This window comes from Mycobacterium dioxanotrophicus (assembly GCF_002157835.1).
GTDB classification, from domain to species: domain Bacteria; phylum Actinomycetota; class Actinomycetes; order Mycobacteriales; family Mycobacteriaceae; genus Mycobacterium; species Mycobacterium dioxanotrophicus.
On the sequence record NZ_CP020809.1, the window covers coordinates 5,904,819 to 5,928,234 of the forward strand.

Annotated in this window: 23 protein-coding genes; 10 read left to right on the plus strand and 13 right to left on the minus strand. The window is 65.6% G+C overall.

Features of this window, described 5'->3' with window-relative positions; all coding sequences use genetic code 11:
• The first annotated feature begins 155 nt into the window (after positions 1-155).
• On the plus strand, positions 156-671 hold the full coding sequence (locus tag BTO20_RS28725; protein ID WP_087079316.1) for an RNA polymerase sigma factor: 516 nt from the start codon (positions 156-158) through the stop codon (positions 669-671).
• A complete protein-coding gene (locus tag BTO20_RS28730; protein ID WP_087082831.1) occupies positions 671-2,002 on the plus strand; it encodes a VOC family protein in 1,332 nt (443 codons plus the stop codon). The genes BTO20_RS28725 and BTO20_RS28730 overlap by 1 nt, the downstream gene beginning before the upstream one ends.
• A 6-nt stretch (positions 2,003-2,008) precedes the next feature.
• On the opposite strand, the gene BTO20_RS28735 is transcribed toward BTO20_RS28730, so the two are convergent.
• Together BTO20_RS28735 and BTO20_RS28740 are read right to left on the minus strand one after the other, a co-directional pair.
• Complete coding sequence (locus BTO20_RS28735) at positions 2,009-3,184, minus strand: NAD(P)/FAD-dependent oxidoreductase (RefSeq protein WP_087079317.1); 1,176 nt, start codon at positions 3,182-3,184, stop codon at positions 2,009-2,011.
• 59 nt (positions 3,185-3,243) lie between these two features.
• Positions 3,244-3,690, minus strand: a complete 447-nt coding sequence (locus tag BTO20_RS28740) for an Lrp/AsnC family transcriptional regulator (protein ID WP_087079318.1) — start codon at positions 3,688-3,690, stop codon at positions 3,244-3,246.
• A 116-nt stretch (positions 3,691-3,806) separates the two neighbouring features.
• Here BTO20_RS28740 and ddaH point away from each other — a divergent pair, with 116 nt between their 5' ends.
• Both ddaH and rocD read left to right on the plus strand, forming a co-directional pair.
• A complete protein-coding gene (gene ddaH / locus BTO20_RS28745; RefSeq protein WP_087079319.1) occupies positions 3,807-4,652 on the plus strand; it encodes a dimethylargininase in 846 nt (281 codons plus the stop codon).
• 2 nt (positions 4,653-4,654) lie between these two features.
• Positions 4,655-5,890 carry an ornithine--oxo-acid transaminase gene (rocD, locus tag BTO20_RS28750; RefSeq protein WP_232491282.1) on the plus strand — a complete coding sequence of 412 codons (1,236 nt, stop codon included), beginning with the start codon at positions 4,655-4,657 and terminating at the stop codon, positions 5,888-5,890.
• Between the two features lie 95 nt (positions 5,891-5,985).
• Here the strand turns inward: rocD and BTO20_RS28755 are convergent, their stop codons facing one another.
• The gene (locus BTO20_RS28755) at positions 5,986-6,834 is read right to left on the minus strand and encodes a mycofactocin-coupled SDR family oxidoreductase (RefSeq protein ID WP_029369141.1); all 849 of its coding nucleotides are present in this window, start codon (positions 6,832-6,834) and stop codon (positions 5,986-5,988) included.
• Positions 6,835-6,920: 86 nt separating this feature from the next.
• Complete coding sequence (locus BTO20_RS28760) at positions 6,921-7,739, minus strand: SHOCT domain-containing protein (RefSeq protein WP_087079321.1); 819 nt, start codon at positions 7,737-7,739, stop codon at positions 6,921-6,923.
• Between the two features lie 86 nt (positions 7,740-7,825).
• On the opposite strand from BTO20_RS28760, the gene BTO20_RS28765 reads away from it, so the two are divergent.
• Positions 7,826-9,202, plus strand: a complete 1,377-nt coding sequence (locus tag BTO20_RS28765; RefSeq protein ID WP_087079322.1) for an MFS transporter — start codon at positions 7,826-7,828, stop codon at positions 9,200-9,202.
• 232 nt (positions 9,203-9,434) lie between these two features.
• On the opposite strand, the gene BTO20_RS28770 is transcribed toward BTO20_RS28765, so the two are convergent.
• The 8 genes from BTO20_RS28770 to BTO20_RS28805 form a co-directional block, all read right to left on the minus strand.
• The gene (locus tag BTO20_RS28770) at positions 9,435-10,217 is read right to left on the minus strand and encodes a cutinase family protein (RefSeq protein ID WP_087082833.1); all 783 of its coding nucleotides are present in this window, start codon (positions 10,215-10,217) and stop codon (positions 9,435-9,437) included.
• A gap of 206 nt (positions 10,218-10,423) precedes the next feature.
• Complete coding sequence (tuf, locus tag BTO20_RS28775; protein ID WP_087079323.1) at positions 10,424-11,614, minus strand: elongation factor Tu; 1,191 nt, start codon at positions 11,612-11,614, stop codon at positions 10,424-10,426.
• A gap of 164 nt (positions 11,615-11,778) precedes the next feature.
• On the minus strand, positions 11,779-13,881 hold the full coding sequence (gene fusA / locus BTO20_RS28780; protein ID WP_087079324.1) for an elongation factor G: 2,103 nt from the start codon (positions 13,879-13,881) through the stop codon (positions 11,779-11,781).
• Between the two features lie 88 nt (positions 13,882-13,969).
• Complete coding sequence (rpsG, locus tag BTO20_RS28785; RefSeq protein WP_018601866.1) at positions 13,970-14,440, minus strand: 30S ribosomal protein S7; 471 nt, start codon at positions 14,438-14,440, stop codon at positions 13,970-13,972.
• Positions 14,440-14,814: a 30S ribosomal protein S12 gene (gene rpsL / locus BTO20_RS28790; RefSeq protein ID WP_003881867.1), complete on the minus strand. Its 375-nt coding sequence runs from the start codon at positions 14,812-14,814 to the stop codon at positions 14,440-14,442. The genes rpsG and rpsL overlap by 1 nt, the downstream gene beginning before the upstream one ends.
• Before the next feature lie 281 nt (positions 14,815-15,095).
• Positions 15,096-15,710: a TetR/AcrR family transcriptional regulator gene (locus BTO20_RS28795; RefSeq protein WP_087079325.1), complete on the minus strand. Its 615-nt coding sequence runs from the start codon at positions 15,708-15,710 to the stop codon at positions 15,096-15,098.
• 101 nt (positions 15,711-15,811) lie between these two features.
• Positions 15,812-16,327 (minus strand): DUF3558 domain-containing protein, encoded by a 516-nt coding sequence (locus BTO20_RS28800; protein ID WP_087079326.1) that lies wholly within the window; start codon positions 16,325-16,327, stop codon positions 15,812-15,814.
• Between the two features lies 1 nt (position 16,328).
• Entirely contained in the window at positions 16,329-16,880 is a 552-nt protein-coding gene (locus tag BTO20_RS28805) for a DUF3558 domain-containing protein (protein ID WP_087079327.1), read from the minus strand.
• A gap of 151 nt (positions 16,881-17,031) precedes the next feature.
• On the opposite strand from BTO20_RS28805, the gene BTO20_RS28810 reads away from it, so the two are divergent.
• From BTO20_RS28810 to BTO20_RS28825, 4 genes are all read left to right on the plus strand, one after another.
• Positions 17,032-17,409 (plus strand): DUF3060 domain-containing protein, encoded by a 378-nt coding sequence (locus BTO20_RS28810; protein WP_408632130.1) that lies wholly within the window; start codon positions 17,032-17,034, stop codon positions 17,407-17,409.
• 18 nt (positions 17,410-17,427) lie between these two features.
• Positions 17,428-17,841, plus strand: a complete 414-nt coding sequence (locus tag BTO20_RS28815) for a DUF3060 domain-containing protein (protein WP_087079329.1) — start codon at positions 17,428-17,430, stop codon at positions 17,839-17,841.
• Between the two features lie 454 nt (positions 17,842-18,295).
• Positions 18,296-19,495 carry a pyridoxal phosphate-dependent aminotransferase gene (locus BTO20_RS28820; protein WP_087079330.1) on the plus strand — a complete coding sequence of 400 codons (1,200 nt, stop codon included), beginning with the start codon at positions 18,296-18,298 and terminating at the stop codon, positions 19,493-19,495.
• Positions 19,492-20,451, plus strand: a complete 960-nt coding sequence (locus tag BTO20_RS28825) for a 2-hydroxyacid dehydrogenase (RefSeq protein WP_087079331.1) — start codon at positions 19,492-19,494, stop codon at positions 20,449-20,451. The genes BTO20_RS28820 and BTO20_RS28825 overlap by 4 nt, the downstream gene beginning before the upstream one ends.
• 60 nt (positions 20,452-20,511) lie before the next feature.
• On the opposite strand, the gene BTO20_RS28830 is transcribed toward BTO20_RS28825, so the two are convergent.
• Positions 20,512-21,054 carry a hypothetical protein gene (locus BTO20_RS28830; protein WP_087079332.1) on the minus strand — a complete coding sequence of 181 codons (543 nt, stop codon included), beginning with the start codon at positions 21,052-21,054 and terminating at the stop codon, positions 20,512-20,514.
• A 258-nt stretch (positions 21,055-21,312) separates the two neighbouring features.
• Between BTO20_RS28830 and BTO20_RS28835 the strand changes: the two genes are divergently transcribed.
• Complete coding sequence (locus BTO20_RS28835; RefSeq protein ID WP_087079333.1) at positions 21,313-23,415, plus strand: PE-PPE domain-containing protein; 2,103 nt, start codon at positions 21,313-21,315, stop codon at positions 23,413-23,415.
• Position 23,416: the final 1 nt, after the last annotated feature.

A 23,416-nucleotide genomic window follows, 5' to 3' on the forward strand; every position in this document is an offset into this window, starting at 1 on the left:
GCGTCGCCTACTCCACCTTGACGAACCCGTCCCGGATGAAAACGTCGACATCGATCACGGCGTTCACCATCGCCCACCCGCAGCCTGACAGGCCAACGATTTTTCGTCGAAAATTGGGGTGTCGGAGTTCGGGCTCCAACGGCGACGATAGAGATGTGAGCGCCGAAACAGACGCTCCGCGGGCACTGTTAGCCCTCTACGACGAGGCGCTGCCGGTGGTGTACGGGTACTTCGCCCGGCGCTGCGGTGACCGCGGAACTGCCGAGGACCTGACGTCGGAGACGTTCCTGGCGGCGATGGATGCCGCCCGCAAACCGTCCCCGCCGCAGCTCTCGGTGCCGTGGCTGATCGGGGTGGCCCGGCACAAGCTCGCCGACCACTACCGGCGGCGCCACGACCGATTCAGCATCCCGGTGGCCGAGTTACCCGAGCCGGTCGACCCGGCCGACGACTGGGATGCGGAGCTGGACCGCATCGTGGCCGAAAGCGTGCTGGCGCGGCTGCCCGAGCAACACCGCACCGTGCTCGCACTGCGCTACATGGACGACTGCACAGTGCCCGAATGCGCCGAGCTGATCGGTCGCACCGTGCAGGCCACGGAAGCCCTGCTGGTGCGGGCCCGCCGGGCGTTTCGAACGCAGTATCCCGGACCGGAAGGAGGGAAGTCATGATCAACAACAACCACGATCCGCTGACCGTGCTTGCTGACGCCGACCTCCCGGTTTCCCCGGACCCGCAGTTCGCGGCCAGGCTGCGAGCGCGTCTGGAATCGGCTCTCACACTTCCGAATCGAACGCAAGGAGTTGTCATGACAGGCACCGATACCGCCATCTCCGAACTGAATTCTGAACCTGCTGCCGCCACATCGTCTCCGCGGCCCGCCGCCACATCGTCTCCGCGGCCCGCCGCTACATCGTCTCCGCGGCCCGCCGTGGTCTCTTACCTGGCGGTGCCCGACGCCCGCGCCGCCATCGCCTGGTACACCGAGGCGCTCGGCGCGGTGCAGGTCGGCGAGCCGATCGTGATGGACGACGGCCGCATCGGCCACGCCGAACTCAGTCTCGCCGGAGGCGTGCTGTACCTCGCCGACGAATTCCCCGAGATGGGCCTGAAAGCGCCGTCACCGCAGGCAAATTCGGTGAGTCTGATGCTGCACGTGACCGATACCGACGCGGCGTTGAATCGAGCTCGCCGCCATGGTGCGCAGGTGCAGCGGGAACCGTATGAGAACTACGGCTCGCGCAATGCGACCATCATCGATCCGTCGGGCCACCGCTGGATGCTGTCAGGCCCGTCGACCGGTGTGCCCGCCCTGATCCAGCACGGTGACGTCGGATACGTGTCGGTGTGGGCCCCCGACCCCGACAAGGCCGCGGCGTTCTACGGGCATGTCCTGGGTTGGATCTATGACCCGGCCGCCCGCAAGATCACCAACACCGTGCAGCACATCGGGATCTATCCGATGCCGGGCGCTCCCACCCTGTTCTGCTGCTACGCCGTCACCGACCTGGACGCGGCCCGGCAGGCCATCACCGCGGGCGGTGGCACCGTCGGGGAGCCCGACGAACGCGAATTCGGCACGGTCCTCGACGCCACCGATCCCGGCGGCACGGCCTTCGCGGTGTTCCAGCCGTCCACCGAAGTCCCCCGTCCCGCTCTCAATGGCGCAGGGCCAGGCGAACTTTCGTATCTCACCTACGAAGTGACCGATTCGGCGGCGTTCAAGGAGTTCTACGGCCGGGTGTTCTCCTGGACGTTCGAACCGGGCCGGATCAACGACGGCTGGGGCATCCAGGGCAGCCAACCGATGTCAGGTATGGCCGGCGGCAGCGCGACCACCACCACGGTGCCGATGTGGACCGTCGCCGACATCGACGCCGCGGTCGCGCGGGTTCGGGAAGCCGGCGGGACCGTGCTGCAGGAACCGTCCCAGCAGCCCTACGGATTGATGGCCGAGTGCACCGACGACCAGGGCAGCCGGTTCTACCTCGGCCAGTTCTAGCGGCACTCAGCCCAGGACGTCAGCGATGGGCGCGCCTGCGGCGATCTTGCTGCGGACCTTCATCACCTTGCCCGGCATGCCGCCGCCGACGACACCGACGACCACGCCGTCACGCTCGTAGTAGGCCAGGAATTTGCGACCGTCGTCCTCGACGACATGCACGGTGTCCTCGGCCTCGGGCTCGCCCAGGCATTGGATCTTCACGTCGTACTGGTCACTCCAGAAGTACGGCACCGAGCTCACCGCCGAAGCCTCCTGGCCCAGCAGCGCAGGAACCAAGGCACGGGCCTGGTCGGCGACGTTGCTCCAATGTTCAACGCGCACTTGGTCTCCGACGGCGGTACGCCATGACGCCACATCGCCGATGGCCCATACGTCGGCCACACTGGTCCGGCCCACCTCGTCGCACACCACGCCGTTGTCGACCGCGACGCCGCTGCCGTCCAGCCACTCGATGGCCGGATGCGAGCCGATGCCCACCACGACCAGATCGGCGTCCAACTCGGTGCCGTCGCCCAGCACGACCTGCTCGACCTTGTCGGTGCCCCGCACCTCGGTCACCCCCACACCACAGCGGACATCGACACCCTCGGCCTGGTGCAGCCGGGTGACCAGGGCTCCGATCGTCTCCCCCAGCACCGACGCCAGCGGCGTGGGCTGCGGCTCCACCAGCGCCACTTCGACACCGAGCTTGCGCAGGCTGGCGGCCACCTCGCAGCCGATGAAACCGGCCCCGACCACCACGGCGCGCCTGGCCGATCCGGCGTCGGCACGCAGCGCCAGGCTTTCGTCGTAGGACCGCAACACCCGGATACCCGGCAGGTCAGGGAACGAGCGGATGCGCTTGGGCACCAGGCCCGTCGCGATGATCAGCTGGTCGTAGGCCACCTCGCTGCCGTCGGCCAGCGAGACCGACTTGGCGGCGGTGTCCACCGACTGCGCGGCCGAACCGAGCCGCAAAGTGATGTTGTTGTCCGCATAGAATTCGGCGGGCTTGAGCGTGACGTCGTCGGTCTCGGCACGCAGCACTTCTTTGGACAGCGGTGGCCGATCGTAGGGCAGATGGTCCTCGTCGCTGATGATCGTGATCGCTCCGGAGTACTCCGACCGTCGCAACTGCTCAGCGGTCCGGGCAGCCGCGAGACCGCCTCCGACGATGACGATGCCCCCAGGTGTAGTCACGAGGGGGTTTCTACACGATCATCCCGCATGGGTGTAGGCCACCCTACTGATGGGCGCTATTACGGCCTGGCCCGTTCGATGAGCCTGGAGAGCACGACGATGCTCTCACTGCGCTCGATGTCGGCACTGGCCCTGATGCGTTCCAGCGCCTCCTCGAGGTGCCGCATATCCCGTGCGAGGACGTGCAGGATGGCATCGGCGGTGCCGGTTACCGTTGCGGCACTGACGACTTCGGGGATGCCGACCCACGCGGCACGCAGCTCGGCGGGTGCGATGGTGCCATGGCAGAACACCTGCACGTAGGCCTCGGTACGCCACCCGAGCGCGCTGGGGTCAACCACGGTGGTGAAGCCACGGATCACCCCATCGGCGATCATGCGGTCCACTCGCCGCTTGACGGCCGGCGCCGACAGGCTCACCCGCTGCCCGATCTCGGCGTAGGTGGCCCGGGCATGTTCGGCAAGCTCGGCGAGGATCTGCTCGTCGGTCTCGTCAAGACGTTCCATGTCGCCCCTCTGCACGCAACAAAACACCGAAACGGTGCTGTAGTTGCAATGTATCGCTGGTAGACGCGCAATAACCAGCGATTGATTGCGTGACGACTGCTTTCTATCGTCGATTCATGACAACACTGCACGATGTCATGCCCACCTCTGCGCCCACACCTCGCCACGCCACCACCCGCCGCTACGCCATGACAGAACCCCGGTATTTCGCCGTGGAGTACGCGATCAATCCGTGGATGGACACGTCGACGCCGGTCGACCCGCAGCGTGCGGTGGACCAGTGGGAGTCATTACGACGGACATACCTCGACCTCGGTCACACCGTCGACCTCGTCGCGCCCCGCCCAGGCTTGCCCGATATGGTGTATGCCGCCAACGGTGGCATCGTCGTCGGCGACACCGCCGTGGTGGCAAGGTTCGCATACCCGCAACGCGCGCCCGAGGCCGACGCCTACGCCGACTGGATGGCCGGACGAGGCCTCACGCTCGCCCACACTGCGCATGTCAACGAGGGCCAAGGCGATCTTCTCATCGTCGGATCAATGATGTTGGCGGGCTGGGGTTTTCGTACTGAGCGCGAGGCGCACGACGAGATCGCCGCCATCACTGGGCGGCCCGTGGTGAGCCTCGAGCTGGTCGACCCGCGCTTCTACCACCTCGATACCGCCCTGGCCGTGCTCGACGACACCACAATCGCGTACTACCCGCCGGCGTTCACCGATGCCGGCCGGACCCGGATAGCTGAGCTGTTTCCCGACGCCATCGAGGTCGCCGACGCCGACGCCCATGTGCTGGGTCTCAATGTCGTCTCCGATGGCCGTCACGTCGTGATGCCTGCGGCGGCCACCGGCTTCGCGGCCCAACTCCATGACGCCGGATTCGAGCCGATCGGCGTCGACCTCACCGAACTGTTGAAAGGCGGCGGATCCGTCAAATGTTGCACCCTGGAACTACACCCGTGAGCATGCTGGATGGCGTGGACACCGACACAGTCTCCGTAGCCATCGCACTCGACGATCGCTACGTCGCACACAATTACGCACCACTGCCGGTGGTGGCCGCCAGCGCGGAGGGGGTCTGGATCACGGACGTGACCGGCCGCCGGTACCTGGACTTCCTGGCGGCGTATTCGGCCGTCAACTTCGGTCACCGGCATCCGGAGATCATCGCGACCGCGCACGCGCAGCTCGACACCCTGACGCTCGTCAGCCGCGCATTCCACGCCGATCGGCTGGCCCCGTTCTGCGCCGCGCTGGCCGGGCTGTGCGGCAAAGACATGGTGCTACCGATGAACAGCGGCGCCGAGGCCGTCGAGAGCGGGATCAAGGTGGCCCGCAAGTGGGGCACCGACGTCAAGGGCGTGGCCCCGGGCGCTGCCAATATCGTGGTCGCCCAGAACAACTTTCACGGCCGTACTACCACGATCATCAGCTTCTCCGACGACGAGACCGCGCGCCGCGGATTCGGCCCGTACACCCCCGGGTTCCGCTCGGTGCCGTTCGGCGACGCCGACGCGCTGGCAGCCGCGGTCGATGACAACACGGTCGCGGTGCTGATCGAACCCATCCAGGGCGAGGCCGGGATCATCGTCCCGCCCGCGGACTTCCTGCCGCGGGTCCGCCGGCTGTGCACCGAGCGCAACGTGCTGATGATCGCCGACGAGATCCAGTCCGGGCTCGGTCGTACCGGCCGCACATTCGCCTGCGAGCACTGGGACGTCGTCCCCGATGTCTATCTGCTGGGCAAGGCGCTCGGCGGTGGGGTGTTGCCACTGTCGGCGGTGGTGGCCGACCGCGACGTGCTCGGGGTGCTGCATCCTGGCGAGCACGGTTCCACCTTCGGTGGTAATCCACTGGCCGCCGCGATCGGCACCACCGTGGTGGGCATGCTGCAACGGGGCGAATACCAGTCCCGCTCAGCAGAACTCGGCGCACATCTGCACCGCCGGCTGGAGATGTTGATCGGTCACGGCGTTCGGGCGGTACGGGGCCTGGGCCTGTGGGCAGGCGTCGACATCGACCCGGAACTCGGCACCGGCAAGCAACTGTGCGTGGCACTGGCCGAACGCGGGGTGCTCGCCAAGGACACCCACGGGTCCACGCTGCGGTTCGCCCCGCCCCTGGTGGTCACGGCTGACGAGATCGACTGGGCCATCGATCAATTCGCCGACGCCCTCACCGACGCGCGCCGCTCGCGTTAGCCGGCGAGCAGACACTGCGGTACCGCAACCACGGCGTGTCGCGTACCTGAGTGTCTGCTCGCGGGGAAAGTCGCGCGGAAAGTCAGGGAAAAGGGTCAGTACTTCAGCACACCGCGGTCGACGGCGATCTGACTGCCCGACAGCGTGGCCGAGCCATCTCCGGCCAGCCAGGCCACCACGTCGGCGACCTCTTCGGGTGTCATGAACGTGGACAGCCCCTTACCGTCCTGGCCCACCGGCTGCAGCGGCATCGGCGCGAAGCTGTGTAGGTAGTTCGGGTACTTCGAGAACACCGCGGCCATGGCCTCCGGCTCAATCATCGGGGTGTCGATCGAGTACGGGTGGATGGAGTTGACCCGAATCCCGTACTCCCCCACCTCCAATGCCAACGCATTGGTCAGAGCCACCAGACCGTGCTTGGACGCCGAGTAGTGACCGTTGCCCGGCGTCGCCTTGAGACCCGCCGATGAACTCACGATGACGATGGACCCGCCGTTGCCCGCCTCGATCATCGCGGGCACCGCGGCGCGGATGGTGCGCCAGGTGCCGTTGAGGTTCACATCGACGACGGTGTCCCACTGCTCGGGCGACATTTCGAAGAGCCGGCCCCAACTCAGCACACCCGCATTGGCCACGACGATGTCGAGACGGCCGAACTGCTCGACGCCGTCGGCGACCACCTGTTGCTGGGCGGCCAGATCGCGGATGTCGACCTCGCGGGCCAGCACCTTGCGGCCCGCGGCCTCCACCGCGCGGACCGTCTCGGCGAGATCCTCCGGCGTGGCCGGTGCATAGGTGATGGTGTCGTCCACCGCGCGGCACACATCGATGGCGATGATGTCGGCGCCCTCGTTCGCGAGGCGCACCGCATGCGCCCGGCCCTGACCGCGGGCCGCCCCGGTCACGAATGCCACCCGCCCCTCGAGCGTTCCACTATCTGCCACGTCACCGGTCCTTTCGCTGAGTCAGCGACCAGGCTAACAGCAAAAGTAGAACGTGTTCTAGACCCAGGCCGGTGCTCGGTCTGCGCTCACAACTCCGAGATGATCTGCTGCCGCTTGGCGGTGTACTCCGCGTCGGTGATGGCACCGGTGGCGCGCAATGTCTCCAATTCCTGCAACCGCTGCGCGGTCGACGGTTCAGGCGCCTGGACAGCGGGCGTCGGCACGGGTGCTGCCGCCGGGGCCTGCTGCGCGGCCGCGCGCCGCACCACATTCGTGACCTGTTGGCGCACCAGAGGATTGGACCTGATATCGACGGTGCCGTTCATCGGAACGTTGTTGGCCTTGAGGATCCGCAGGATCTCCAGCAGCGGGCCGGCCTGCCCGGACAGGTCGTAGGTGCGGCGGTCTTCGTCCACGGTGAACTGCGCCGGCACCAGACCGCCGACCAAAGCGCTTCGCTGCCAGTCGATTTGATAGTCGCTGGTGACAGGGTCGACGAGGACGACGAGCTTGCGGCCGGTGATCAGCGGCATCCTCGTCACCGAGGCGATGACCCGGTCCTGGCTCTCAAAGGGGGCCAGACCCGGCCCTTCGATCCGAAGATTGAGCTTCACCAGTGGTTGATCGTTGATCTGGGCGCCGGTCTCGGCGATGCCGATGACCTGAGCCAGTGCCAGCACCCCCTGCTGCTCCAGGTGCTGCGACTTGGCAGCGGACTTGGCGCCGTAGTTCGTCATGGCCAACGCGACCAGGACATCCGCCGCGGTGATCAGCAGACCAGCCCAGAACATCCACCGCACCAGGTCGCTCTCACCGATGGCGAAATACACGACGAGAAAGATCGGCCCGACCAAGCCGCCGCACAGCAGCACCCACAGCTGAGCCTTCAGATACCGCCCGACCACGTGACCCTCCTCGGATCGCCGATACGGGTGTCAGATTATCGCCATTCATCCTCGATGTCTGGGCTGCGCGCAGGAAACTTACGGCTGTGACAGATCAACGGGCGGCGCCGACCGCGCCGCGCGACCGCTGGATTCTCGCGGCGGTGTCCACCGCGCTGTTCTGTGTCCAGTTGGACTATTTCGCCGTCAATCTCGCGCTACCGAAGATGGCAGAGGATCTCGGAACCACAGCCACCGACCTGCAGTGGGTGATCAGCATCTACATGCTGACCCTGGGGGCATGCATGGTGCCTGCGGGCCGCATCGGTGACATCTTCGGTCGCCGACGCACTCTACTGATCGGCATCGCCATATTCGGTGTGTCGTCGGCGGTCTGCGCGATGGCCCCGTCCGCGGCGTGGGTGATCGGCTCGAGAGCGGCCCAGGGATTGGGCGCGGCGCTGATCTTTCCCGTCTCGGTCAGTGTGCTGACCAACTCCTTTCCGGCGGATCGAGCTGCCCGCGCCATCGGATTGGCCTATGGGATAGGCGGATTGGGTAATGCCGCAGGCCCGTTGGTCGGTGGTCTGCTCACCCAGACGGTCGGATGGCGCGCGATCTTCTGGTTGCTCGTGCCTCTGGCCGTCATCTGCGCGGTGATCGGGGGCATCACCATGCCGGAGAGCTCCGACCAAACCGTGCCACGCCGGATCGATCTCACCGGGCTCGCTCTGATCACCATCGGCATCGGTCTTTTCACGCTGACCTTCGACCGCGGCCCGAGTTGGGGCTGGCTCTCGCTGCCGACCGTGGCGGCGTTCATCATCTCGATCGTGACCATGACGGCGTTCGTCGTGACCGAGCACCGGGTCAAATGGCCGCTGGTCGATCTCTCGCTTCTGCGGGACGAACGGTTCACCGTGCTGATCCTCACCGGCACCGTGGCCAACATCGCTTATGTGGTGGCGATTTACCTCTCGACCTTGAATCTGCAGGACGTACGCGGCCTCGATCCGTTGACCGCCGGGCTGGCATTCCTTGGCCCATCGGCGGGCGCCGCCGCAGGCGGTGTGCTCTCTGGACGGCTGGCCACCAAGTACCCACCCATGGCGGTGATGGGTACGACGGGTGCGGCCGCCGCGATTTCGCTTGCCGTGCTTGCCCTCTCACACAGCTGGCCGCTCTATCTCATCGCCTTGACGGCCTGCGGCTTCACGATGGGGCTGGTCTACGCGTTCACTACAGTGGCGACCCAGGCAGTGGTACCGCCGGAGCGGGCCGGTGCCGCGGCGGGCGTGGCGCTGACCTCCATGGTGACGCTGGGGGGCGTCGGGATCGCCGTCACCGGCACCGTGCTGGAAATGCTCGTACACGCGGGATCGACTACCGGTGGCGGTATTTCGGCCATCCTGCTGACCATCGCGATCCTGCTGCTGCCGACCTCACTGCTGGTGCTGGGCTGGGCCAAACAGACCACCCGGTAAGAGAAGAACTCGAACCACGTACGGAGGCGACGAGAGCACTTTGCGCTGCCGAGCAATGTGGACATCACAGCGGCTTGGCCGAAAAAACCGGCAGTGCGCTGACGTCCACATTTCACGGGGACACGGTTAGCCGTATTTGCTGCATTTCACTCTTGAGCGTTTCGTGGACCGGCAGGTATCCGAAAGAGAACGCATACACGGACAGTTCCCAATGATCTTTGCGCAAGGTCCGTCACATCGGCGGTCCGACAGTGGCAATGTTGCCCACCGGCTGCGCCGCTTCCAGCAGCTGGTACAGCGGCCAGGTCCACGCGTACCCACCGGACCGCGCCCGCGCATAGCTCGTATGGATGGCCACGCCGGCTGGCGTCACCTCGTCGTCGTCGGTGATCGCATCACAGACCGGGTCGCCGACATCGCACACGCTGATGGTGCGGGAGCCGACGGACACCGGCAGTGGAGTCGTCGGCGCATGCGCCATCAGCGGCCACTGCTGCGCCATCCCCTTTCCGGCAGCACCTCGAACAGCGGTAGCGCTTCCGAGGTTGTACGTCGGGTCGGCGGGCAAGCGGTCGCCGTCGGCGACCAGCAGAACAGCCGCCAGACTGGGATTGCCTGCCAGAGATTGCAGGTTCCGGTGGACCACCATCGCGCCCTGCGAATAGCCGGCCAGCACCACCTTGCTGGAAGGGCACTGCTGGGTGAAGGCGGTGTACTGGTTGGCCAGGGCGGCGACACCGGCGTCAACACTGCTCATGAAACCCGCCCAGCCGAGCAGATTTCCGGTATCGGGCACCGCCACCGCCGGATAGATGACCGCCTCGGCGGTCATGGTCCGACCGTCGCGCTGCACCTGCTGAGACAGGTCCTGGAGTGACTGGTACACCACTCGACCCATGCCGCCGTACGAAGCCGGATCGTCACGTTCACCCGAGCCGGCAACACCGATCCAGTGAACGTCGGGGCATCCCGGTACGGCATTGGCCGGGGCCGCCGTCAAGCCGATGAGCCCGATGACGCCGACGGCGCAACATACCGCCACGAACAGACGACGAATCACAGCGGAACCCCCTACCCGTACACAGCAAAACTACCTGCACTATCGCCCCAGTAGTCACAGGCGTTACGCGATTGCAGCAAAGGAGCGCAAGGCCACAACAGAGCACAAATGAAAGCGGCGCCCACCCGAAGGTGAGCGCCGCTTTGCAGCAGTCAGATCAATTACTTGTTGATCTTGGTAACCCGGCCGGCGCCGACGGTACGGCCACCCTCGCGGATCGCGAAGCGCAGGCCCTCGTCCATGGCGACGGGCTGGATCAGCTTGACGGAGATGTCGGTGTTGTCACCGGGCATAACCATCTCGGTGCCCTCCGGCAGCGTCACAACACCGGTCACGTCGGTGGTGCGGAAGTAGAACTGCGGACGGTAGTTGTTGAAGAACGGCGTGTGGCGGCCACCCTCGTCCTTGGACAGGATGTAGACCTGGCCCTCGAAATCGGTGTGCGGGGTGGTGGTGCCGGGCTTGACCACAACCTGGCCACGCTCGACGTCCTCACGCTTGATACCACGCAGGAGCAGACCGACGTTGTCACCGGCCTGGCCCTGGTCGAGCAGCTTGCGGAACATCTCGACACCGGTGACGGTGGTCTTGGTCGTGGTCGGGCGGATGCCGACGATCTCGACCTCTTCGTTCACGTTGACCACGCCACGCTCGACGCGACCGGTGACCACGGTGCCACGACCGGTGATGGTGAAGACGTCCTCGACGGGCATCAGGAACGGCTTGTCGGTCTCGCGAACCGGATCCGGGATCGACTCGTCGACCGCGTCCATCAGGTCCTCAACCGACTTGACCCACTTCTCGTCGCCTTCCAGCGCCTTGAGCGCCGAGACGCGGACGACCGGGGCCTCCTCGTCGAAGTCCTGCGCAGCCAGCAGCTCGCGGACCTCCATCTCGACGAGCTCGATGAGCTCCTCGTCATCCACCGCGTCCGACTTGTTCAGCGCGACCAGGATGTAGGGCACACCCACCTGGCGGGCCAGCAGCACGTGCTCGCGGGTCTGCGGCATCGGGCCGTCGGTGGCGGCGACCACCAGGATGGCGCCGTCCATCTGGGCCGCACCGGTGATCATGTTCTTGATGTAGTCGGCGTGACCCGGGGCGTCCACGTGGGCGTAGTGGCGCTTGTCGGTCTGGTACTCCACGTGGGAGATGTTGATGGTGATACCGCGCTGACGCTCTTCAGGCGCATTGTCGATCTGGTCGAATGCGCGCGATTCGTTCAACTCCGGGTACTTGTCGTGCAGAACCTTGGTGATTGCTGCAGTAAGCGTGGTCTTGCCGTGGTCAACGTGACCGATGGTCCCGATGTTGACGTGCGGCTTCGTCCGCTCGAACTTCGCCTTCGCCACTGTGGTGTCCTCCTGGACTGTGTTGGTGCTTGTACTTAAGCAGTGTTGATGTGTTCAGTTGTGCGGTCTGCGAGGCTACCGGGTTACTGACCCGTCGCCTTCGCTCAGATCGACTGCTCGACTCCGGCTCAGATCGCGCCTCGGCCGCAAGCGGCCTTCGATGCTTACTGACCCGTCGCCTTCGCGATGATCTCCTTCGACACGTTCGCCGGAACCTCGGCGTACGAATCGAACACCATGGAGTAGTTCGCCCGGCCCTGGGTCTTCGACCGGAGGTCGCCGACGTAGCCGAACATCTCCGACAGCGGAACCTGCGCCTTGACGACGCGCGCACCACTGCGCTCCTCCATGGCCTGGATCTGACCACGGCGGGAGTTCAAGTCGCCGATCACGTCGCCCATGTAGTCCTCGGGCGTGGTGACCTCGACGGCCATGATGGGCTCGAGAATGACCGGCTGAGCGGCCTGCGCGGCCTTCTTCAGCACCTGCGAGCCGGCGACCTTGAATGCCATTTCCGAGGAGTCGACCTCGTGGTAGGCGCCGTCGAGCAGGGTGACCTTCACGTTCACCAGCGGGTAGCCGGCGAGCACGCCGTACTGCATGGCGTCCTGCGCACCGGCATCCACCGAAGGGATGTACTCGCGCGGGATGCGGCCACCGGTGACCTTGTTCTCGAACTCGTAGGTGGCACCGTCCTCGCCGTGGAACGGCTCCAGGTCGATGAGCACCTTCGCGAACTGGCCCGAGCCACCCGTCTGCTTCTTGTGGGTGTACTCGACCTTCTCCACCTTGCGGCGGATGGTCTCGCGGTAGGCCACCTGCGGCTTGCCGACGTTGGCCTCGACCTTGAACTCGCGACGCATGCGGTCCACCAGGATGTCCAGGTGAAGCTCGCCCATGCCGCCGATGACGGTCTGGCCGGTCTCCTGGTCCAGGTGCACCTTGAAGGTGGGATCCTCTTCCGCGAGCTTCTGGATCGCGGTGCCCAGCTTCTCCTGGTCGCTCTTGGTCTTGGGCTCGATGGCGACCTCGATAACCGGGTCCGGGAACGTCATCGACTCCAGCACGACCTGGTTGTTCGCGTCGCTCAGGGTGTCACCGGTGGTGGTGTCCTTGAGGCCGATCACCGCGTAGATGTGACCCGCGGCGGCCGTCTCGACCGGGTTCTCCTTGTTGGCGTGCATCTGGAACAGCTTGCCCAGACGCTCCTTCTTGCCCTTGGTGGCGTTGATGACCTGGGCGCCGGACTCGACCTTGCCCGAGTACACGCGCACGTAGGTCAGCTTGCCGAAGAACGGGTGCACGGCGATCTTGAACGCCAGCGCAGCGAACGGCTCGTCGGTGGACGGACGACGCAGGATCTCCTCGTCCTCCTTGCCCGGGGCATGGCCACGGACCGACTCGACGTCCAGCGGCGACGGCAGGTAGTCGATGACCGCGTCGAGCATGGGCTGCACGCCCTTGTTCTTGAACGCGCTGCCGCACAGCACCGGGTACAGCTCGCTGGACACGGTCAGCTTGCGGATCGCGCCCTTGATCTCGTCGATGGTGAGCTCTTCGCCACCGAGGTACTTCTCCAGAAGCGCCTCGTCGGTCTCGGCGACCGTGTCCATCAGCTCGCTGCGGTACTCGGCGGCCCGCTCGGCCAGATCCGCGGGGATCTCGATGGTCTCGTAGCTCTCGCCGAGCTTGGTCTCGCCGCGCCACACCTTGGCGTTCATCTCGACCAGGTCGACGATGCCCTCGAAGTCGTTCTCGGCACCGATCGGCAGCTGGATCACCAGCGGCTTGGCGCCGAGGCGGTCCTTGATGGTCTGCACGGTGAAGTAGAAGTCCGCACCCAGCTTGTCCATCTTGTTGACGAAGCAGATCCGGGGCACGTCGTACTTGTCGGCCTGGCGCCACACCTGCTCGGACTGGGGCTCAACACCTTCTTTGCCGTCGAACACGGCAACAGCACCGTCGAGCACGCGCAGGCTGCGCTCCACCTCAACGGTGAAGTCGACGTGCCCGGGGGTGTCGATGATGTTGATCTGGTTGTTGTTCCAGAAGCAGGTCACGGCTGCGGAGGTGATGGTGATACCACGCTCCTGCTCCTGCTCCATCCAGTCGGTCGTGGAGGCACCGTCGTGCGTCTCGCCGATCTTGTAGTTGACGCCGGTGTAATAGAGGATGCGCTCGGTCGTCGTCGTCTTGCCGGCGTCGATGTGCGCCATGATGCCGATGTTGCGGACCTTGTTCAGGTCAGTCAGCACGTCCTGTGCCACGGAAGTCTTCCCACTCTTTCGCTTGCTTGATTAGGTGTTCGGATGCACCCTCGCGGGCGTCCGACACTGGACGCCCGGAGGGCGGACATCACCAGCGGTAGTGCGCGAAAGCCCGGTTCGCTTCAGCCATCTTGTGAGTGTCCTCACGACGCTTCACCGCGGCGCCGAGGCCGTTGCTCGCATCGAGGATCTCGTTGGCGAGCCGCTCGACCATGGTCTTCTCGCGACGGGCCTTGGAGAAGCTCACCAGCCAGCGCAGGGCCAGCGTGGTGGAGCGATCGGGGCGCACCTCGACCGGGACCTGGTAGGTGGCGCCACCGACGCGGCGGCTACGCACCTCGAGGGCGGGCTTGACGTTGTCGAGCGCACGCTTGAGGGTGACGACCGGATCGGTGCCGGTCTTGTCGCGGGCCTGCTCCAGCGCGCCGTAGACGATGCGCTCGGCCAGCGACTTCTTGCCGTCCAGCAGGACCTTGTTGACCAGCTGGGTGACCAGCTGCGACCCGTAGACCGGATCGTTGACCAACGGACGCTTCGGCGCGGGACCCTTGCGCGGCATCAGCTCTTCTCCTTCTTGGCGCCGTAACGGCTACGGGCCTGCTTGCGGTTCTTGACACCCTGGGTGTCCAGCGACCCGCGGATGATCTTGTAACGGACGCCGGGGAGGTCCTTCACACGACCACCGCGCACCAGCACCATCGAGTGCTCCTGCAGGTTGTGACCCTCACCCGGGATGTAAGCGGTGACCTCAACCCCGCTGGTCAGCTTCACGCGGGCAACCTTACGAAGCGCCGAGTTCGGCTTCTTCGGGGTGGTGGTGTACACGCGGGTGCACACGCCGCGGCGCTGCGGGCTGCCCTTGAGGGCCGCGGTCTTGACCTTCGCGACCTTGTCGCGGCGACCCTTGCGGACCAGCTGGTTGATGGTTGGCATGTACCGGCTTTCTGTGTGTTGCTATGTGCTGCTCTGTTGTTCTTCAAGTCTCTGTACTGCAGTTACCCCCGAGGCGCGTACCCCGCGGCCGGGCGTGTCGCACGTGCTCACACCGGAGGAATTCCGATGCGTGTAAGACATGCGAATTGGCCCGGCGTGCGGGCACGCTTGCGAAACACTTAGCCGCATGCGCCTTTCCGGCCAGGCACGATCCACCACAATACCAGGGCCGACCGCGACGAACCAAACTCGTGCGCGGTCGACTAATCGCAGGTCAGAGCCTACGCCTGTCGACGCTGCATGCCGGACGCCAGGCGCAGCAGCATGTCGGTGAACACCGCATCGGTGTCGATATCGTCCATCACGCCGGTCATCTCCAGCAGTACAAAACCGTGTAGGGCCGACCAGAATTCCAACGCCGCGTAGAACGCGTCCTCCCCTTCCAACCCGAATGAGGCCAGCACGTCGATCACCGGTCCGGCGGCGGCTTTGGTGGCTGCGGAGTACTGCGGGTCGTCGCCCCCGAACGGCATGCGGGTGAACGCCGAGTACCGGCCCGGGTGGTGATGGGCGTAGCTGCGATACGCGCTGGCCATGGCCACGATGGCGTCTTCGCGGGTGCGGCCCTGCCCCACGGTGTTCAGCATCCCGATGATGTCGTCGATGACGCGCATCCGGACCGTGCGGCGCAGGTCTTCCAGGCTGTTGACGTGGTTGTAGAGCGATGGCCCCTTGGTGCCGAGCTGGCTGGCCAATGCGTTGATGGTCAACGCGTCCCAACCGTCGCGGTCGAGGAACGTCAAGGCGGCGTTCACGATCGCGTCGCGGCTGAGCCGGGTGGTCCGCGCCGGGCGCGGTCGGCCACCGGCCGCCTGCGAATCCGGCCGTGTTGACATGTGCGCTCCACCTGGTCGGGTCGACGGGATGTTTCGGGTCGACGGGAACGGACCCTGAACTGGGTCGCGGTGAAACTCTAGCCGTTCCCTGTCCGTAAACGTCAGTTCACGCGGTCCTGGCTGACTTGGGCGAGTTGCCCGGTGACGGTGCACAGATCCGGCAGAACAGCAGGATTCATCGACTGGATCGACCAGGTGATGACGTCACTGCCCTTGCTGACATAGATGCTGCAGACATTGGCGTCCTGGGCCCTGAACCCCTTGTTGCCGTTGATGGACACTTCGGTCAACGTGCGTCCGGCGCGTTGTTCCAAGGTCCGCTCGGCGTCCATGTCACTGCCCCGGTACCACCACGTCGAGATGCCCATGCCGGCACCGAACGTGCCGAGCAGGGTGTTCTCCTGCCAGAAGCAGCCGGTGTCACTGACCACCGCCTTGGTGAACATCGAGCCCGCGGCCTTGGTCACGTCGGCATCGGTGATGCCGTTGCAGTCCACCGAGTGGAAGCCACCATCAGGTGGCCGTGCGGCTGGTTGTTCGGCCTGCTCGGAGGGTCCGCACGCGGTAAGAACTGCCGCGCCGACGGCGACACCGAGGATCAGAGTTCGCGACGCCATGTCAGAGTTCCGCCTGCAGGGTCTTGGAGAGCAGCATCTGGGCGCCCTTGCACGGGTCGCCGCTGTTCTGCCCGCGGTACTGCACCCACCAGCTCAGCACGCCCGAGCCCGCTGCGGCAGTGGCCGCGCATGCCGCGCCGGTGATGTCGCGGCGTGCCAGGAACGCCTGGTGGCGCTCGACGACGGTGTCGGTGATCTGCGCCTTGCGCTCCTGCGCCACCGTTCGTTCCCGCTCCAAGGATCCGGACTCGAACCACGAGAAGACGACATCGACCATGACCGGCGACGCGCTGGGACCGGACTTACGTGACAGCACGTACTGGCAGACCGCGCCGCTGTAGGGACGCACGATGTTGTCGGCTTTGAGCAGTTCCTGGACCGAGCTGTCGGTGAGCAGACCGCATCGGTCGTCGACATATCCGTAGCCACGGTCGGTGCCTGCGCCGCCGGATTCGGCCCGTTGCGCCGTCCCGCTGACGGTATGCGAGCACCCCGCGACGGTCACTATCGCGGTGACCGCCACGGCAGCAGCCTCCACAACACGCCGACGCATCGGACAACACGGTACCGAGCACTGCGAACTCCCGCGACTGATCACCCGGGCACACCCGAACCGCCCAAGCGCTGCCGAAGCGACGGCGGCGCAACGTACGCTTCCGTGCATCGGATGTCGTTGCACCAGATTCGGACGAAGGGGAATGACCGTGCGTTGGACAGCTGGGTGCCGAAGATTGAGTGCGGGCTTGATCGCGGTGCCGCTGGCGCTGACCGCGGGTGTGGCCCCCGCCTCCGCAAAGGACGGCGACACCCACATCACCGGGCAGGGCATCAACCAGACCATCGACTGCAACGGCGCGACGTTGTTCGTGAACGGCACCGGAAATACAGTCACCGCACTCGGAACGTGTTGGGCGGTCACCGTGCAGGGGTCGTCGAACACCGTCGTCGCCGACAACGTGGTCAACGACGTGACTGTCTACGGCTTCGATCAGACGGTGTTCTTCAAGGGCGGTGACCCGGTCCTGGTCGACCGTGGCCGCGAGCTCGGGATGACGAACCGGCTGGATCGCGTACCCGCCTGATACGGAAAGGGAGAGAACATGCATAGCTACACCACCGGGATCATCAGCGTTGTCGCGGCAGGTGCCGCCGTTTTCGCACTGTCCGCGTGCGGCGGCGGATCGGACAACAAGAACTCTTCACCGTCGGCGACGGCAGGCACGTCGGGCCTCAACGTGGAAATCGGCAACACCATCAACTACGCGTCGGTCGGCACCACCGCCGACATCGATTGCGCCAGCGGCAAATCGCTCACGATCGGCGGGACCAACAACACGCTGACCGTCAAAGGCACGTGCTCCAGCGTCAACATCGGCGGCTCGGACAACAAGATCACGTTCGAAAAGATCGACAAGGATCTGGCCGTACTCGGGTTCAACAACACCGTGACCTATAAGGCCGGCGACCCGAAGGTGTCCAACACCGGTAACAACAACACGGTCAACAAGGGCTGACCGGACCAGCTTTTCGACGGCTCGACACCGTCGGCCGCAGGGGCCGACGGCGATCTCGGCACCGTTCTCGGTGAGCAGCCGCCCCGACTCCCGCGCGCCCTTCTCCGGCTCGGGCGCGCGGTCGAGTGTCGCGCAGCAGGCAACGAAATCTGGTGCGCACCAAGCCTTTTCGTTCACCGCCCGCTGATCCAGCCACGCGAGCGTGGTCACCCCGCTCTCGAGCGCGGCGGCCAACTCGCAGCCGGCGCCCTTCTTCAACTCACGCGCCGCGAGAGCCCTTGAACCTGTCCGGCGCGATGACGCTGCGCACGGGCTCGCCGAACCGTGCGAAATTCATCCACCTTCCCCTCTCGACACGCTGATACATCACTAATATACTAGTCGCACGCCAAACATATACCAATGGCGAAACTTTCGGCCACCGCCGTGACCAGCTGATGAGGAGTACGACAGGATGCAGCAACTCGCCCACCGGCTCGAACGTCTGGGGACCGAGACGGCGTTCAGCGTCGCGCAGGCCGCCGCGGCCTGGAAGGCGAAGGGACACCGCGTGTTTCCCTTCCATCTGGGTGACATCAACATCCCGACGGCCCCGCACATCGTGGATGCGATGAACAAGGCGATCGCCGACGGCTACACGGGCTACTGCCCCGGGCCCGGCATCCCCCAGCTGCGCGAGGCGCTCGCCGACGACCTGGGGTCGGCCCGCGGCATCGACCTCTCCCCCGACAACGTCGTCGTGATGACGGGAGGCAAGCCCGTCATCACGAAGTTCCTGCAGACCGTCATGAACCCCGGCCAGGAAGTGCTCTACCCGAACCCGGGCTTCCCGATCTACGAGTCGCAGATCGAGTACCTCGGCGGCACGGCCCTGCCCTACCGCTACGTCCCCACCGACGAGGGCTTCGCGATCGACCTCGATCAGCTCCGTGCTTCGATCACGCCGAACACGGTCGCGATCATCTACAACGACCTGCAGAACCCCATCTCCGCCGAGTCGACGGCGGCCGAGCGCGAAGCCATCGCGCAGCTCGCCCAGGAGCACGACCTCTGGGTGCTCTCCGACGAGGCCTACTTCGAGACGCGCTACGAAGGCGTCTCGAGCTCCATCGCGTCGCTTCCGGGCATGCTCGAGCGCACGGTCATCCTGTACACGTTCAGCAAGAAATTCGCGATGACCGGCTCACGCCTTGGCTGCGCCGTCGCCCCGGTCGACCTCGCGAAGGTGTTCAGCACGCTCAACACCAATGACGAGTCATGCACGACGCACTACGTGCAGTGGGCAGGCATCGAGGCGCTGCGCGGCACGCAGGAGCCCGTCCAGCAGATGCTCAAGGTCCTGCGCGAGCGGCGCGACGCCGCCTGCGAGGCCGTGAACGCCATCCCGGGTATGAATGTGGCCGTGCCCCACTCGACGTTCTACCTGTTCCCCGACGTCACCGAGGCCATGGATCGCATGGGTTACACCGCGGTCGGCGACTTCGCAGCCGTGGCACTGCACCAGACCGGCGTCTCGTTCTGCACCCGTGAGCACTTCGGCCGCCGTCAGCCGGGCGAGGAGCGCCAGTACATCCGCCTGGCCTACTCGGGCATCGAGGTCGATGACATCCGCGAGGGCCTCGGCCGCCTGAACGAATGGATCAGCGCCAAATGAGCCGGGTTGTGGTCACCGGGCGAGTCCCGGACGCTGCCATCGAGAAGCTGCGCGTCGAGCACGAGGTCGACGCCTGGCAGGGCCCGGAGTCGATCAGCCGCGATGAGCTGCTGCGCCGGGTAGCCGGCGCCGACGCCATCCTGACCCTGCTGACCGAACGCGTCGACGGCGAGCTGCTCGACACGGCAGGTCCTCAGCTCAAGGTCGTCGCGAACGTAGCCGTCGGCTACGACAACATCGACGTGGCGGCGTGCCGCGAGCGCGGCGTGGTCGCGACGAACACACCCGGCGTGCTTACGGAGGCGACCGCCGACATCGCCTTCGCCCTCATCCTCATGGCCACGCGCCGACTCGGCGAAGGTGAGCGGATCATTCGCGACCGCCAGCCCTGGAAGTGGGGCATGTTCTTCCTCCTCGGCACCGGCCTGCAGGGCAAGACCCTGGGCATCGTGGGCATGGGCGGCATCGGCCAGGCGACAGCCCGCCGCGCCAAGGCGTTCGGCATGGATGTCGTCTACCAGTCGCGCAGCGAGATCGATCCCGACGTCGCGGCCGAGCTCGGCGCGCGGCGGGTGGCCCTCGATGAGCTGCTGGCCGTCTCCGACGTCGTGTCGCTGCACTGCCCCTACGGGCCGGCCACCCATCACCTGATCGGCGCCGAGCAGCTCTCCGCGATGAAGAGTTCCGCCTACCTCGTCAATACGGCGCGCGGACCGATCGTCGACGAGGCGGCGCTGGCCACCGCGTTGCGTGACGGCACCATCGCCGGCGCCGGGCTCGACGTCTTCGAGCGGGAGCCCGAGGTCCATCCCGAGCTGCTTGAACTGGGGAACGTGGCGCTCGTGCCGCACCTCGGCTCGGCCACCATCGAGACGCGAACCGCCATGGCAACGCTCGCCGCCGACAACGCCCTCGCCGTGCTTCGCGGTGAACTACCGCCAACGCCGATCGGCTGACTACCGGCGCCCCAATACTCCGAGCACTTTCGAGTGGTCGGAGTATTTGGGGCGACTCCCCTAGCTGTTCAGCGACCGCCTCTGGCGCCAGGAGTGCCGCTCGGGCTCGTCCTCGAAGATTTCGGGCGAATACAATTCATTGCGGGCCTGTTGAAGAAACGCCTTATTCGCATCGCGCCTGTCGGCGTTCATCCAGATCCTGTACCCGGCCTTGAGCACCTCGGGCGGTGGGTCGCGAAATATCAAGCGCTCCATGGTCAGCGCGTAGTTTCGAGCCTTTTCTATCAGCCCGTTGCTTCCGACGACCTCGATACGCTTCTGCTGGAACCACATTCGATGCTGCCTGGTCAGCCTGTCAGCCTCGGTTATGGACGACGGTCGACCAGCCTGCAAATCTCGATACTCGCGGTCGAGCATCTTTTCGATTTCCTGCATTTCGTCGATGAACGCATAGATGACTTCCCGCCGGTCATCACGTAGGGCAATTTTTCGTCCGGCAACGGACAAGGCGAAAGCCTGATGCTGCGTTGACGCGTGGATGACGTAGGTCAAGACTGCACCCAACACGAAGGTCACCACCGAAGCCCCGACAGTCCAGGTCATGCCGTAAAGACTTCCACTCGGCCGCGACTCAGGTGCCGGATTCAGCCCGTACACAGCATCCGTCGATACCCGCGACCCACGACGCCCGCGATGGCCCGACCGCGACGTTTTTCGCAAACGCGACCGCGCCCAGAGCGGCCGACCAGCCACTTTTAACGCGTTAGATAGTTTTTCCGGCAAATACCTCAGGCCAACTAGACAGTATTGCTAAAGTGTGCACGCCCTGTCAGCCACTTCACAGCGAAGGCCCGAAGCGACTTGTCCCACCCCACCCCTGCGCGCCTCCAGAAGACCAAGGCCGCCGCGGTCGCGACCGCCGTCGTGGCCACCACCGCCGCGCTCACCGCCGGTGTCGCGTCATCCGCACCCGAAGTACTGCTGGCCGAAAAGCGAACAGTCACTGCGGAAGTCAGCCTGACCGCGGCACCCCAATTGCCGTCGATGCCGAAAATCGTCGGAATCTACGGGGTCGGACCGGTTTTCTGGGCTGCCGAACTGTTGGGCATCACGCCGCAGAACGTCATCGAAGCCGCCGCCGGAGTAGTCGGCGGCAGCGAGTTGGCCACGGCCGTCAACCAGCTCCTCGACGTCCTCGACAAGATTTCGCCGATCGAGGCCGGGGTCAAAGGCCCGCTGCCCAGTGACGTCTACGACGCGGTCAACGGGCTGCAGTACACCACCACCGGTGTTGCGGACGCGTTGACCGCACCGATCAAAGGCATCCCGGTCATCGGCCCCGCCCTCGCCAAGGCGTTCGCGAACGCCGTTGCGGCACTGGTCGAGACCGCGCCGATTCTCAATCAGCGCAGGGCCATCATCTTCTCGGAGAGCCTCGGCGGGCTGACCACCTCGCTGGCCTACCGGGACATGATCAAGGCGGTGCAGTCCGACGATCCGGACTGGGGCGCAGGCGTCACCGGACAGTGGCTGGTGTTCTTCAACAACCCCAGCCGCCCCGGTGGTGGGTTGTTCGCCCTGGCAACACCTGTCACCAACCTGCTCGGGGTGAACCTGTCCACTCCACCAGCGGGCAGCTACACCAACGAGGACGCCAACAACGGCAACATGACCAAGGTCCTCAATACGTCGATCCTCGACATCACCTGGGCCTACAACCCGCTGTCAGATGCGCCGACCACGCTCAATCCGCTGGCGTGGGCCAACGCCGCGGCCGGCGGGGTGTTCCTCACCTACCTGATTCCCAGCGATGGCAACAACATCGACAGCCTGATAGTCCCGCTGGGCCTGGGCATCGCCGACGGTCTCAAGGTCATGCTGGACCCCACCGGCGGCCAAGGAGTCGAGATGGTCCCCGGATGGGCCGACATCGTCCGGACCGCCAAGGACATCGACTGGCTGCACCTCGGACTGGGTGAGGCGTTGGACAAGGTCGCCGACGCCACCAAGTTCCCGGGCACTGCCACCTACCTCACCTACGACTCGGGCAACCTGCCCTTGCTCGAACCGTTCGACATGGCGCCACGACTACTGAATCTCGTTCCGGGCGTTCATGTTCCGACGCCGGTGACCGACAGTGTCGAGGATGCGCTGCGCATGCTGGTCAACATGGGCTACCAGGATGTCGACCCGGTGACCCTGCAGCGGAACTACACCATGGGAGGCCAGCAGGCCTACCTGTGGCATTCACCGCTGACCCCGACTCAGCAGCTCGCTGCGACGCAGACCGTGTTCAACGCCCTTGTCGACGGCATCGAGGCCAACGCCCTGACCCCGTCGAAGTGGACACCGAAACTTCCCGGAGTCGACCTCTCGCCCGTGACGCAGAACCCGTTGTCCGAAGCCGGGGCGAAGGCGCTGCGCGACGCGATCGACCAGATCCAGAAGAACGTGACCGATCCGATGTTCAATGCCGTCGAGACCGGGCTCGCACCGGTCACCGGCGCCCTCGACGGTGTCAACGCGCAGGTGACCGATGCCATCGACACGGCGCTGAAGGTCAAGGAACCGGGCAAGACGGCGGCGCGGTCGACGACATCGGTGTCGGCACTCGCGGCGCCGGCACCCGTCACGTCACTGCCATCATCGGACACTGAGTTGCGCACCCTCGACGTGCCGAGCAGCTCCACCAGACTCGACAAGACCGCGCAGAAGATCACCGAGTCGCTCAAGGCCGCGCCCGGAAAGCACGCCGCCGATCCGAGCGATCCGCTCAAGAAGTCGGTCAAGGACACCGTGGCGAAGGTCCGCACCGGAGTCAACGACACCGCGGGCAAGGTCGAACAGGCGGGCAAGGACATCGCCAAGAAGGTCGAGAAGGTGACCAAGCCCGCGAAGGAGCAGAGCAAGGACAGCGCGCCAAAGGGCAAGTCCGCGAAGGCTTCCGGCAAGGCCGCGGCGTAGC

Excerpts from the sequence above, each read along its gene's own strand:
- BTO20_RS28800 (WP_087079326.1), bottom strand. The coding sequence starts at position 16,327 with ATGGCGTCGCGAACTCTGATCCTCGGTGTCGCCGTCGGCGCGGCAGTT.
- rpsL (WP_003881867.1), bottom strand. The coding sequence starts at position 14,814 with ATGCCAACCATCAACCAGCTGGTCCGCAAGGGTCGCCGCGACAAGGTC.
- rocD (WP_232491282.1), top strand. The coding sequence starts at position 4,655 with ATGCTGGATGGCGTGGACACCGACACAGTCTCCGTAGCCATCGCACTC.
- BTO20_RS28795 (WP_087079325.1), bottom strand. The coding sequence starts at position 15,710 with ATGTCAACACGGCCGGATTCGCAGGCGGCCGGTGGCCGACCGCGCCCG.
- BTO20_RS28820 (WP_087079330.1), top strand. The coding sequence starts at position 18,296 with ATGCAGCAACTCGCCCACCGGCTCGAACGTCTGGGGACCGAGACGGCG.
- BTO20_RS28825 (WP_087079331.1), top strand. The coding sequence starts at position 19,492 with ATGAGCCGGGTTGTGGTCACCGGGCGAGTCCCGGACGCTGCCATCGAG.
- BTO20_RS28740 (WP_087079318.1), bottom strand. The coding sequence starts at position 3,690 with ATGGAACGTCTTGACGAGACCGACGAGCAGATCCTCGCCGAGCTTGCC.
- BTO20_RS28815 (WP_087079329.1), top strand. The coding sequence starts at position 17,428 with ATGCATAGCTACACCACCGGGATCATCAGCGTTGTCGCGGCAGGTGCC.
- BTO20_RS28830 (WP_087079332.1), bottom strand. The coding sequence starts at position 21,054 with ATGACCTGGACTGTCGGGGCTTCGGTGGTGACCTTCGTGTTGGGTGCA.
- rpsG (WP_018601866.1), bottom strand. The coding sequence starts at position 14,440 with ATGCCGCGCAAGGGTCCCGCGCCGAAGCGTCCGTTGGTCAACGATCCG.
- BTO20_RS28805 (WP_087079327.1), bottom strand. The coding sequence starts at position 16,880 with ATGCGTCGGCGTGTTGTGGAGGCTGCTGCCGTGGCGGTCACCGCGATA.
- ddaH (WP_087079319.1), top strand. The coding sequence starts at position 3,807 with ATGACAACACTGCACGATGTCATGCCCACCTCTGCGCCCACACCTCGC.